Raw genomic sequence first — 13,755 nt, 5'->3', positions numbered from 1 at the left:
CTTACCTGGGGCGCGGGTCACGCCAGCGGCCTGTTACCGCCGACATCGTGTCCTATCACCGGGCCCAAGGGCGTGTGGATCACGCCCTTGGGCCCTTCGGCCTCCTAGGCTCGGAGCTGGCACCCACGCGTCGGCCCCGCCCCTCCCCAACGGCGGAGAGCCACTGAACCCAGAACTGTCTCACGGCGGGCGCGCCAGGTACGCACACACGACGGATCACGCGAGGCAGGAGGCAGGAATGGCGCACAAGGACGAGGGGCGTGCGAAGAAGCACTTCGACGCAGGAACGAAGTTCCTGCACGGCGAGCAGTACGAGGAGGCGCTTGCCGAGCTCAGAAGTGCCTTGAGCATCTACCGTGAGACCTCCGACACCGGTTGGAAGCCTGCCAGCTGCCTGTTCAGGATCGGCCAGACCCTGCGTGCCATGAGACGCTACGAGGAGGCCCTGGCCGCCTACCAGCAGGCCGTGAACATCTACCGTGACCTCGGTTACGCCAAGGACGAGTACGCTGACTGCCTGCACGGCACCGGTGAGACCTTGATCGCACTGGGCAGGCGCCAGGAGGCGCGGGCGGTCTACGAGCAGGCCGTGCGCCTCTACGACGCCCTGCCCAAGTGGGCCAGGGAGCTGAGGCAGGACAACTACAGGTCCTGTCTGCGCGGCATGGGCAGGACCGTGTCCGCTACCGACGGGCAAGGGCCCGGCACCCCGGGCGCCGTCCCCCCAGGCCCCCTCCCCTCAGGTCCCGCCCCGGTCACCAATGGCAGGCCCGGCCCGGACCGCCAGCGGGCCGACGCCCTGCGCAAGGAGGGTGTCAGGCTGCGTGAGGCGGGCAGGTGCGAGGAGGCCCTGGAGACCTACCGCCAGGCCCTGGAGCTCTACCGCGCCCTGCCCGGCACCACCGTGGCGCAGGCCAACTGCCTGCACTACGGCATTGGCCTGACCCTGCAGACGACGGGGCGCTACAGCCAGGCCCTGGAGGTCTACCGGCAGGCCCTGGAGCTGTACCGCCAGGTAGGTGACACGCAGCGGGACCAGGCCAACTGCCGGTACAACGCCGCCAACGCCCTGCGCCGCTCGCAGCGGTACGAGGAGGCCCGCCTCGCCTACCAGGACGCCCTGAGCCTCTACCGGCAGGTGGAGGGCACCGAGGAGGACCAGGCCGACTGCCTGAACGGCGTCGGCCTGGCCATGACGGGTGCCGGGCGTCCCGAGGCGGCCCTGGCCCCCTACAGCCTGGCCCTGGACATCTACCGGCAGCTGCCGGGGACCGAGCTCGACCAGGCCAACTGCCTGCACAGCACCGCCAACGCCCTGGACGACGTCGGCCGGTACGCCGAGGCCGTGGAGGCCTACCGCCAGTCCCTGGAGCTGTACCGCCAGGTGGGGAGGACCTCGCGGGAGCAGGCCAACTGCCTGTACAACATCGGCGGCACCCTGCGCCGGGCCAGGCGCTACGAGGAGGCCATGACCTCCTACCGCCAGGCCCTGGAGACCTACCGGCGGGTGGAGGGAAGCAAGCGGGAGCAGGCCGACTGCCTGTACGGTCGTGGCCTGGCCATGACGGGGCTGGGCCGCTGCCAGGACGCCCTGACCGCCTACCGTCAGGCCCTGGAGGCCTACCGCCAGGTGGAGGGGACCGAGCGTCGGCAGGCCCTCGTGCTGTTCAATATCGGTGACTGCCTGGAGGATCTCAGGCACTACCAGGAGGCCGTGACCGCCCACGAGCAGAGCCTGGACCTGTACCAGCAGATTAAGGGCACTGAGCGTCAGCAGGCCATCTGCCGGGAGAACATGGCGAACTGCCTGCGCCGGGCGGGTCGCCCCGAGGAGGCCCTGACCGCCTACCGCCAGGCGCTGGAGACCTACCGGCTGACCGAGGACAGTGAGCGCGACCAGGCCGACTGCATGCTGAGCACGGGTAACGTCCTGGACGACGTCGGGCGCTATGAGGAGGCCCTGACCGCCTACCACCAGGCCCTGGAGACCTACCGCAAGGTGGAGGGCACGACGCAGGTCCAGGGGATCTGCCTGAGGAACACCGGTAACACCCTGCGCCGGGCGGGCCGCCCCGAGGAGGCCCTGAGCGCCTACCACCAGGCCCTGGAGGCCTACCGCCAGGTGGAGGGCAGCGAGCGCAGCCAGGCGGTCTGCATACTCGATACCGGCAACGCCCTGGGCGACGTGGGTCGCTACGAGGAGGCGCTGGCCACCTACCACCAGGCCCTGGAGGCCTACCGCCAGGTGGAGGGCACCCAGGAGGACCAGGGGATCTGCCTGGAGAACACGGGCAACACCCTGCGCCGCCTGGGGCGCTACGAGGAGGCGCTGGCCTCCTACCGTAAGGCGCTGGCCTCCTACCGCAAGGTTGAGGGCAGTGAGCGGGACCAGGCCGACTGCCTGGGTGGTATCGGGCGGGCCCTTGACGCCCTTAAGCGCCACGAGGAGGCCCTGAGCGCCTACCGCCAGGCCCTGGAGCTCTACCGCACCGTGCCCGGCACGCTACGTCGTCAGGCCCTCTGCCTGCTCGATGCCGGCAACGCCCTGGACGACCTGGGGCGCTACGAGGACGCCCTGACCTCCTACCGCCAGGCCCTGGAGGCCTACCGCCAGGTGGAGGGCACGACGCAGGTCCAGGGCACCTGCCTGAGGAACGCCGGCGACACCCTGCGCCGCCTGAACCGCTACGAGGAGGCCCTGGCCACCTACCGCCAGGCGCTGGAGGCCTACCAGCAGGCGGAGGGCGCGACGCGGGACCTGGCCGACTGCCTGGGTGGTATCGGGCGGGCCCTGCGCGGCCTGGGGCGCTATGAGGAGTCCCACAAGGCCTTCTGCCAGGCCCTGGAGGCCTACCGCGCCGTGCCCGGCACGGAGCGCCCCCAGGCCGTCTGCCTGCTCGATACCGGCAACGCCCTGGACGACCTGGGGCGCTACGAGGAGGCGGTCGACCTCTACGGCCAGGCCCTGGAGGCCTACCGGCAGGTGGAGGGCACGACGCGGGCCCAGGGGCTCTGCCTGGAGAACACGGGCAACACCCTGCGCCGCCTGAACCGCTACGAGGAGGCCCTGGCCTCCTACCGCCGGGCCCTGGAGGACTACCGCAGGGCGGAGGGCGCTGAGAGGGACGTAGCGGACTGCCTGGGTGGTATCGGGCGGGCCCTGCGCGGCCTGGGGCGCCACGAGAAGGCCCTGGAGGCCTTCCGCCAGTCCCTGGAGGCCTACCGCGCTCTGCCCGGCACGGCACGCCCTCAGGCCGTCTGCCTGCTCGACATCGGCAACGCCCTGGGCGACGTGGGCCGCTACACCGAGGCGCTGGCCACCTACCACCAGGCCCTGGAGGCCTACCGGCAGCTGGAGGGCACGACGCGGGCCCAGGGCGACTGCCTGTACAACATTGGAAACGTCCTGCTGAGCCGCCTGGGCCGCTACACCGAGGCCCTGGAGGCCTACCAGCAGGCGCTGGAGGCCTACCGGCAGGTGGAGGGCAGTGAGCGTGACCAGGCGGACTGCGTCATTAATACCGGGCGGGCCCTTGACGCCCTTAAGCGCCACGAGGAGGCCCTGTCGGCCTTCTACCAGGCCCTGGAGGCCTACCGCCAGGTGGAGGGCACCGAGACGGACCAGGACGACTGCCTGAGGGGCATCCGCCACTGCCTGGAGGCGCTGGGGCGTCCGCAGGACGAGGCCCCGGATCCCGCCGGTGACGTGGTGGCCGACCACGCCGCCCAGGTCCCCCAGCCTGACCACGCCGCCCAGCCCGACCAGCCCGGGGCCGGGCGCCAGAAGGCCGACCAGCTGCACGAGGCCGCCCGCTTCCTAATGGGGCAGGAGCGCTACGAGGAGGCCGTGGTCTCCTACCGCCGGGCCCTGAGGGCCTACCGCGCCCTGGGCGGCGCCGAGGCGCAGGAGGCCCGCTGCCTGCACGAGGTGGGCAGGGCCCTGGCGGAGGTGGGGTGCCTGACCGAGGCCGTGGACGCCCTCCAGGAGGCCTCGGAGCTCTACGACGCCGGCTCCGTGGGGGACCGGGCCGCCTGCTTGTACGACACCGGCGTCGCCCTGGGGGCGGCAGGGTGCTACGAGGAGGCGGCGGCCTCCTACCGCGCCGCCGCCGACCTCTACGGCACCCTGGCCGGCACCGGGCGTCAGCAGGGCACCTGCCTGTACCGTCTTGGCGGCGCACTGGCTGAGCTGGGACGCTACGAGGAGGCCTCGAGCACCTACGCGGCCGCCGTCGGCCTCCACCCGGGCCTGCGCGAGGAGGCCGGGGTGGACGACGACACCCTGCACCGCGCCTGGAGCACCCGGAGCCTCGCCGAGGACAGGGGCCTGCCGTGAGGCCTCCGCGGGTACGCCCTACCCGACACCGGACACATGCATCATATGTTAAAATATTGTTGTCTATGATAGGCGGGAGATAAGGATGCCAAGCCAAGATGAGGAGGGACGCAGGCGCGCGCGCGAGACGTATGACGCCGGCGTCGCCCTCAGGCGTGAGGGCCGCCACGAGGAGGCGCTCGCCGAGCTCACGAGCGCCCTGGAGCTCTACCGCGGCCTGCACGGCACCAGGTGGAGGCAGGCCGACTGCCTGCACGGCATGGGCCTGGTCCTGCGTGAGGCCGGCCGCCCCGAGGAGGCCCTGGCCTCCTTCCGGGACGCCCTGAGCCTGTACCACCAGGTGGAGGACACCGAGAAGGAGCAGGCGGGCTGCCTGAACATCACCGGCATCACCCTGCGCCGCCTGGGTCGCTACGAGGAGGCCCTGGCCTCCTACCGCCAGGCCCTGGAGCTCTACCGCAGCCAGAGCGGTACCGGGCGCGAGCAGGCTATGTGCCTGCGCAACACCGGCCTGGCCCTGCGCACGGTAGGCCGTCAGGAGGAGGCCCGGGCCGCCTTCCAGGACGCCCTGTCCCTCTACCGTCGGGTCAGGGGCTCCCAGAGGGACCAGGCCGTCTGCCTGGTCGACGTCGGTAACACCTGGGACGACGCGGGGCGCTACGCACGGGCGCTGAGCGCCTACCGGCGGGCCCTGGACCTGTACCTCCAGGTGGGGGCCACCGAGCGCCAGCAGGGTATCTGCCTGGAGAACACGGGCAACACCCTGCGCCGCCTGGGGCGTTACGAGGAGGCGCTGGCCTCCTACCGCAAGGCCCTGGAGCTCTACCGCAGCCAGAGCGGTACGGAGCGTGAGCAGGGCATGTGCCTGCGCAACACCGGCCTGGCCCTGCGCACGGTGGGGCGTTACGAGGAGGCGCTGGCCTCCTACCGCAAGGCCCTGGAGCTCTACCGCAGCCAGAGCGGTACGGAGCGTGAGCAGGGCATGTGCCTGCGCAACACCGGCCTGGCCCTGCACGGGCTGGAGAAGCACGAGGAGGCCCTGGAGGCCTACCGCAAGGCCCTGGAGCTCTACCGCCAGGTGGAGGGCACCCAGAAGGACCAGGCCGACTGCCTGGGGCAGACGGGCAACACCCTGCGTGTCACGGGCCGCCACGAGGAGGCCCTGGAGGCCTACCGTCAGGCCCTGGAGCTCTACCGCCAGGTGGAGGGCAGCGAGCGTGACCAGGCCCTGTGCCTGCACGGCACCGGCCTGGCCCTGCACGCCATGGGCCGCCACGAGGAGGCCCTGGCCTCCTACCGGGACGCCCTGGGCCTGTACCACCAGGTGGACGGTACCCAGAAGGACCAGGCCCTGTGCCTGTACGGCACCGGTAACACCCTGCGGCAGGTGGGACGCTACGGGGAGGCCTGCATCGCCTTCCAGGAGGCCCTGGGCCTGTACCGCCAGGTGGAGGGCACCCAGAGGGACCAGGCCAGCTGCCTGTACAACACCGGCCTGGCCCTGGGGAGCATGGAGCGCCACGAGAAGGCGGTGGCCGCCTACCGCCAGGCCCTGGACCTGTACGCCCAGGTGGAGGGCACCGGGTTGCGGCAGGCCGGCTGCCTGCGCAATATCGGCCTGGCCCTGGGGAGCATGGAGCGCCACGAGGAGGCCCTGGCCTCCTTCCGGGACGCCCTGGGCCTGTACCGCCAGGTGGAGGGCACGGAGAAGAGCCAGGCCGAGTGCCTCAACGGCATCGGCAAGGCCCTGCACGCCACGGGCCGCTACGCCCGGGCCCGTGAGGCCTTCCGGGACGCCCGGGATCTCTGCCCCTCCCTGCCCGGCACCCAGTACCAGCAGGCCGACTCCCTGTGCGAGTCGGGCGTGGCCCTGAGCGCCGAGGGCCGCCACGAGGAGGCCCTGAGCAGGTTCCGTCAGGCCCTGGACCTCTACCGGCAGATGAAGGGCACGGAGAAGGACCAGGCGAACTGCCTGTACGACACCGGCCTGGCCCTGCACGCCATGGGGCGCTACGAGGAGGCCCTGAGCAGGTTCCGTCAGGCCCTGGAGCTCTACCGCGACCTGTCCGACGCCGAGCACTGCCGGGCCGACTGCCTGGGCCAGGTCGGCGTCACCCTGCGCACCCTGGGCCGGTTCGACGACGCCCGCACCGCCTACCAGCAGGCCCTGGAGGCCTACCAGCAGGCCCTGGACCTCTGCCGCGACCTGCCGGGGTGCGAGGCGGAGCAGGCCGACTGCCTGTACGGCGTGGGCGACGCACTGGACCGGGTGGGGCGCTACGAGGAGGCCCTGGAGGCCTACCGCCAGGCCCTGGGGCTCTACCGGGAGCTGCCGGACACCCGGGCGGAGCAGGCCGGCTGCCTGTACGGTACCGGCAGCGCCCTGGCGGAGACGGGCCGTCACAAGGAGGCCCTGGCCGGGCTCGGCCAGGCCCTGGGGCTCTACCGGGAGCTGCCGGACACCCAGGAGGAGCAGGCGGACTGCCTGTACAGCACCGGCCTGACGCTGGACGACGCGGACCGCCACGAGGAGGCGCTGACGGTCTACCACCAGGCCCTGGACCTCTACCGCGACCTGCCCGGGGACCAGGAGCAGGCCGACCGCCCGGATACCGGCGCCGACGAGGGGCACAAGGAGGCGGAGCCCTCCCGGCAGGGCCCGCCCGACCTGCTCGTGACCGGGCGCCAGCGCGCAGGCTGCCTGCACGACATGGGCACGGCCCTGGTGGCGGTGGGGCGCCACGAGGAGGGCCTGGACGCCCTGAGGGGGTCCCTGGAGCTGTACCGGGACCTGCCGGGCGCCGTGCAGGACCAGGCGGACTGCCTGTACGACACCGGCGTCGCCCTCAGGGCGGCAGGGCGCCACGAGGAGGCGGCCGCCTCCTTCCGCCAGGCCCTGGACCTCTACCGGAAGGTGGGGGGTACCGGGCGCCAGCAGGCCGTCTGCCTGTACCGCGCGGGCAGCGAGATGGCCAAGCTGGAACGCTACGAGGAGGTCCAGGAGGCGTTCCAGGACGCCGTCGCCCTCTACCCGGGCCTGCGTGAGGAGTTCGGGCAGGACGAGGGAACACTGCGCACCGCCTGGAGCGCCTGGTGCTTCGCCAGGGAGCGGACCCACTCGCGACGCTTCCGCAGGTGCCTGTGAGGTCCAGCGGAGGAGAACGGGACGTTACTTCTACGTAACAAAGAGCCTCAAGATAAAATAATGTGATCAAAACACATTGAAATACCTGGGCATGGGTCAGAACTTGTCTGTATCCGAGGTCCTCGAGGTCCCTGAGGCGTCCTGGTGCTGTGGCATACTCACGGCGACGTTTTTCGTCTCCTCCGTGACTTGCGGCGTCGTACGGCCGGAGGATCCCCGTCCCCGTGGAAAGGTCGGCTGTTGCGGCGTCTCTCGGTACGTAGGCTGACCGTGTGGGTCACGAGCGTCCTCACGGCGGCGGCGGTGGTCCTGGTGCTGCTCAACCCCGGCGTCGCCACCCACGAGGTGGACCTCCACGACGGCGGCGTGTGGGTCACCAACGCCGGCATGCGCCTGGTGGCCCACCTCAACTACCCCTCCCAGGCCCTGGACTCCGGGTTCCGGGCCGGCTCGGCCTCCTTCGACGTGGACCAGGCCGCCGCCGACGTCTTCGTCTCCGACACCGAGTCCGACACCTACACCCAGGTGGACGTGGCCCGCAGCGAGCTCCTCACCGCCTCCAGCGCCACCGGCTCGGCCCGCATGGAGCTGGGCGGGGGCTCGGTGGGCGTGGCCGCCCCCGACAGCGGCCAGGTCTGGGTCATGCCCGCCTCCCGGTACGCCAGCTTCGACCCCGCCTCCTCCAGCCCGCTGGTCACCGACATGCCGGGCGCGGTCCTGGCCATGGGCACCGACGGCTCGGTCCACGTCGCCTCCACCCGCACCGGCACCCTGCGCACCCTGACCCCGGCGGGCTCCACCTACGACGTCACCCAGACCGACCTGCCCGCCCTGGGCCCCGAGGCCGTCCTGGAGGTCAGCGCCGTCGGCTCGGCCACCGCGGTCCTGGACACGGCCTCGGGCACCTTGGTCCTGCCCGGCGGCAGGACCGTCACCCTGCCCGGCGACTCCTGGCGCCTCCAGATCCCCGGCCCGGCCGCCGGCGAGGTCCTGGTGTCCACCAGCCAGGCCCTGCTGCGCGTGTCCCTGGAGGGCGAGGTCACCACCGTCGCGCCCACCCTGGCCGGGGGCACCCCCGCCCGCCCCGCCCAGCACGCCGGGTGCGCCTACGCCGCCTGGGGCGGCAAGGGCTCCTTCCTGCGCGACTGCGAGGGCTCCCAGGACGACGTCGACATGGCCGTGGCCGGCCTCGACGACGCCACCCGGGCCGTCTTCCGGGTCAACCGCGAGGTCATCGTCCTCAACGACGTCGAGTCCGGGGGCCTGTGGCTGCCGGACAGGAACATGGTCCAGGTGGACAACTGGGACGCCGTCAACTCCGACGTCGAGAAGGAGGAGACCAGCGACGAGGACTCCACCCGGACCCAGGACGAGGCCCAGCAGGAGCGCAAGGAGGAGAACACGCCCCCCGACGCCGTGGACGACTCCTTCGGGGTGCGCCCCGGGCGCACCGCCTACCTGCCGGTGGTCGCCAACGACACCGACCCCGACGGCGACGTCCTGGTGGCCACCCCCGACGCCGACCCCTCCTTCGCCACCGTGGGCAAGGTCCGCGGGGGAGCGGCCCTCCAGGCGCAGGTCCAGGAGCAGGCCACCGGGGAGTCCACCTTCACCTACACCCTCGACGACGGCCAGGACACCGACCAGGCCACCGTCACCCTGACCGTCCACCCCTTCAGCGTCAACGACGGCCCCACCCAGCTGCGCACCTCCACCCTGGCCCTGACCAGCGGGGCGCAGGTCTCCCTCAACGTGTCCGGGGACTGGATCGACCCCGACGGCGACCCCGTCTACCTCAAGGGCGTGGCCTTCCCCGCCGACCTCGACGTCACCTGGCGGGCCGACGGCACCGTCAACGTCCGTGACCTGGGCTCCGCCACCGGCACCACCGACCTGACCGTCACCTACTCCGACGGCACCGCCGAGACCGACGGCGTGCTGCGCGTGGACGTGCGCGGCAACGACAACGTGCCCCCGGTGGCCAACGGCGACCACGTCATCACCCCCGCCGGGGTGGGCGTCCAGGTCATGCCGCTGCTCAACGACACCGACGCCAACGGCGACACCCTGCGCCTGGTCTCCGTCGGCCAGGCCCCCGCCGGGGTGGGCGTCAGCGTGGACCAGAACCTGGGCATGGTGACCGTCACGCCGTCGGCCCCGGGGACCACCTACCTGACCTACACCGTCAGCGACGGCCCCTCGTCCACCGACGGCCTCATCCGGGTGGACGCCGTGGACCCGGCGGTCTCGCTGCCGCCGGTGGCCATGGACGACGTCACCACCCTGCCCGCCGGGGGCCAGGCCCTGGTAGCGGTCCTGGACAACGACATGGACCCCAACGGGGGCGTGCTCTCCGTGCAGTCCGTGCGCACCCCCGAGGGCTCGCCCCTGGTGGCGGCCCTCCTCCAGCACCACCTGCTGCGCGTCACCGCCCCCAGCGGCCTGAGCGCCCCGGCCCAGGTGACCTACACCGTGGCCAACGCCTACGGCACCACCGAGGGGCACGTCATGGTCATCCCCGTCCCCGCGGCCTCGGCCAGCGCGCCCCCCGAGCTCACCGACGACACCCTGGTGGTGCGCGCCGGTGACATCGGCACCGTCTCGGTGCTGGCCAACGACCGCTCCCCGGCGGGCCTGACCATGAGCGTCAGCGGGGACCTCCAGCACGAGATCGCCCCCGCCATGGGCACCCCCTTCACCTCCGGCAACCAGGTGCGCTTCCGCGCCGGGGACCAGCCCGGCAGCGGCAACATTATCTACACGGTGCGTGACACCGCCGGCAACGTGGCCTCCGCCGTGGTACGGGTCACGGTGGTGGCCATGGACGAGGAGCGCAACACGCCCCCGCACCCCAAGGACGTCACCGCCTGGGCCGTGGCCGGGGAGACCGTGACCATCCCCGTACCCCTGGAGGGTATCGACTCCGAGGGGGACTCCGTGACCCTCATGGGCCTGGGCACCAGCCCCAGGCTGGGGGCCGTGGAGCTGGGCACCGCCGAGATGGCCTACACGGCCGCCCCGAACAAGGTCGGCACCGACGTGTTCACCTACACGGTGCGCGACCGCCTCGGCAAGATCGCCACCGCGCAGGTCCGCGTGGGCGTGGCCCCGGCCGCCACCAGCAACCAGCGCCCCGTGGCGGTGGCCGACGCCGTCACCGTGCGCCCCGACGTGGCGGTGGCCGTGCCCGTCCTGGCCAACGACGTCGACCCCGACGGCGACTCCCTGTCCCTGGTGGAGAGCCTCATCGCCTCCCAGGACCCGGCCGTGGCCCCCGCGGCCCGCGGCTCGCGGGTGGCCCTGCGCTCCCCGACGACCCCGGGCACCTACACCATGGAGTACGGGGTGACCGACGGCAGGTCCGACCCGGTCACCGGCCTGCTGACCCTCACCGTCTCACCCACCGCCCCGCTGTCCGCGCCCGTGGCGCGCGACGACGAGGTCCCCGCCGACCAGGTGCGCGCCGGGGCCTGGGTGCCCGTGGACGTGCTGGCCAACGACGAGGACCCCGACGGGGACGTGGCCGCGGACACTATCTCCTCCGCCGACGACGGCGTGCGCGTCCAGGACGGCAAGCTCGTCGTGGAGGTGCGCGACCAGCAGCGCTTCGTCCTGTACACCCTGACCGACCCCGACGGCCTGACCTCCTCGGCGGTGGTCAACGTGCCCGGCACCACCGTGACCGCCCCGCGCCTGGACGCCACCAAGGGCGCCGTGACCGTCAGGGCCGGCACCACCGCTACCATCCCCCTGGGCGACTACGTCCTGGCCGCCCCGGGCAAGAAGGTCCAGATCACGGACCCCGACAAGGTCAGCGCCGCCGTCGGCTGGGACGGCTCGTCCCTGGTCAAGGACGCCACCACCCTGACCTTCGGCGCCGCCGCGGACTACTCCGGGCCCTCCTCGGTGACCTTCGAGGTCACCGACGGGGCCGACCTCAACGACCCCGCGGGCAACGTGGTCCCGCTGACCCTGCCCATCACCGTCACCCCCGGTGAGAACCGGCCCCCCGTGGTCACGCCCACCGGCGTGGAGGTGGCCGCCGGGGAGACCTCCCCCGCCGTCTCCATGGCCCAGTGGGTCACCGACCCCGACGGCGAGGACCCCGCCTCCATGACCTACACCCTGTCCGACGTGCCCGCCGCGGTCAGCGCCTCGGCGTCGGGCTCCTCGCTGTCGGTGGGCGTGTCCGCCGACGCCCCCCGGGGCAGCGCGGGGTCCATGACCCTCACCGTCACCGACGCCGGGGGCGCGAGCACCTCCGCCAGCGTGCCGGTGAGCGTGGTGGGCTCCACCCGGCCCCTTGTCCAGCTCTCCGCCGCCTCGGTGACCACCGACGCCGGCAGGCCCGTGAGCGTGGACGTCTCCTCCTACGCCTCCAACCCCTTCCCCGACACCCCCCTGCACCTGGTGGGCACACCCACCTCCTCCGACGGGGGGACGGTCTCGGTGTCCGGGACCACCCTGAGCATCACCCCGCCGTCGGGCACCAACGGCACCGCCACGGTCAGCTACCGCGTGGGCGACAAGACCGACGACCCCACCCGTGAGGTCGAGGGCGTGGTCACCGTGACCGTGCGCGACAGGCCGGGTGCGCCCACGGCGGTGAGCGCCACCTCCAACTCCCCGGCCACGGCCCTGGTCTCCTGGACCGCGGGCCCGGCCAACGGCGCCGACGTCACCGGCTTCACCCTCTACGACGACACCCAGGGCGACTCCACCGACTGCGGCGTGGTCACCAGCTGCCTGTTCTCCGGGCGCACCAACGGCGTGGACCACACCTTCCACGTGGTGGCCCGCAACGCCGTGGGCGACTCCCCGGCCTCCGCCTCGGCGACCACCAATATCGACGTGGTGCCCGGGACCGTGCCCCAGGCGGTGGCCACGCCCGGCGACCGTGAGCTCTCGGTGACCTGGTCGGCCCCGAGCAACGAGGGCTCGGCCCTCAAGGGCTACACGGTGGCGCTGTCCCCCGGCGGCCAGCAGCAGAGCGTCACCGGCACCAGCGCCACCTTCACGGGCCTGACCAACGGCAGCGCCTACACGGTGGTGGTCAAGGCCGAGAACGCCAAGGGCCAGTCCCAGGAGTGGTCCTCCCCGTCGGTGGCGGTGACCCCCTTCGGCCGCCCCGGCCCGGTGGGGACGGTCTCCGCGGAGGCCACCGGCCTGGGCACGGCCTCGGGGTCGGACTCGGTGCGCGTCAGCTGGGGCCCGGTGAGCAGCACCAACGGCAAGGACGTCGAGTACTACACCGTGACCTCCTCCAACGGCGCCAGCACCACGGTCCAGGGGGGCTCGCGGTCCACCACCCTGGAGGGCGTGGGCACCGCCGAGGACCAGGTCAGCTTCTGCGTCACCGCCACCAACGACGGCGCCAACGCCTCGGCCCGGACCTCCTCCCAGACCTGCGTCAGCACCTGGGTGGTGGGCGTGCCCGCCTCCCCCAACGCCTCGGGCCTGGCGGCCACCGGCAGCGACAACCAGATCAGTATGACCACCTCGGCGGTGGCCGGCAACGGCTGGCGCACCAGCGACCTGTCCCTGGAGTGGAGCGTGGGCGGGGGCGCCTGGCAGTCGGTGTCCAACCTCAGCGGCAACGGCCTGTCCAACGGCCAGCCCGCGAGCGTCAGGGTGCGGGCCTGCGGGGCCAAGACCGGCACCCAGAGCTGCTCGACGCCCACCGAGGCCGGCACGGTCACGCCCTTCGGGCCCCCGGTCGGCCCCACCATGAGCTGCGCGGCCAACGGTACGCGTGTGGACTGCAGCTGGAGCGGGGGCAACGGCAACGGCCGGGACACCAGCTTCGTGCTCTCAGGCCATGAGTCCGCGTCGGTGGGCCCCTCAGGGTCCAGGTCGTGGGACGTCGGCGAGGGGGGCTACGTCCGCCTGTGCGTCAAGGCGGTCCAGCACTCCTCCGAGAAGGGCGAGTCGCCGACTTCCGACAGCTGCGCGGAGGCCAGGACCCGGACCTATGCGCGCTCGGCAGGGACCTATAAGGCGGCAGGGCAGTTCGGCGGGGGCTCGAGCATAGGGTACTGCGCCGTAGCGACCTGCAACGTGGTGGGCCTGAGGCTCACGGACTGGCCGCCCAATACCACGGTCAGCTGCTCCGGCGAATTCAGTCGCTACAGAGTCTCTGCCTCCATCCCCGTTGACGGGGCCGGAAACGCCTCCTATGAGGGTAAGTGGAATATAGGCGTGCTCGGTGCCGACACCAAATATGGAGAAGCCCAGTGGGCGAACATGATTGACAGCCTTAGCTGCAGATGACCCC

At 72.2% G+C, this 13,755-nt stretch carries 3 protein-coding genes; all 3 read left to right on the top strand.

Annotated features, from left to right (window positions below):
• The first annotated feature begins 238 nt into the window (after nt 1-238).
• Nucleotides 239-4,336 (top strand): tetratricopeptide repeat protein, encoded by a 4,098-nt coding sequence (locus JJJ15_RS04500; protein WP_200511573.1) that lies wholly within the window; start codon nt 239-241, stop codon nt 4,334-4,336.
• An 85-nt stretch (nt 4,337-4,421) separates the two neighbouring features.
• Complete coding sequence (locus JJJ15_RS04495; protein WP_200511572.1) at nt 4,422-7,481, top strand: tetratricopeptide repeat protein; 3,060 nt, start codon at nt 4,422-4,424, stop codon at nt 7,479-7,481.
• A 270-nt stretch (nt 7,482-7,751) separates the two neighbouring features.
• The gene (locus tag JJJ15_RS04490; RefSeq protein WP_200511571.1) at nt 7,752-13,751 is read left to right on the top strand and encodes an Ig-like domain-containing protein; all 6,000 of its coding nucleotides are present in this window, start codon (nt 7,752-7,754) and stop codon (nt 13,749-13,751) included.
• Nucleotides 13,752-13,755 lie beyond the last annotated feature (4 nt).

Source organism: Actinomyces sp. HMT897 (genome assembly GCF_016626125.1).
In the GTDB taxonomy this organism is placed as follows: Bacteria; Actinomycetota; Actinomycetes; order Actinomycetales; family Actinomycetaceae; genus Actinomyces.
The sequence above is the reverse complement of the archived record's forward strand: the minus strand, read 5'-3'. Positions and strand labels throughout refer to the sequence as shown.

Bases quoted from the DNA above. Each gene is read 5' to 3' on its own strand.
- JJJ15_RS04500 (WP_200511573.1), top strand. From the start codon at position 239: ATGGCGCACAAGGACGAGGGGCGTGCGAAGAAGCACTTCGACGCAGGA.
- JJJ15_RS04495 (WP_200511572.1), top strand. From the start codon at position 4,422: ATGCCAAGCCAAGATGAGGAGGGACGCAGGCGCGCGCGCGAGACGTAT.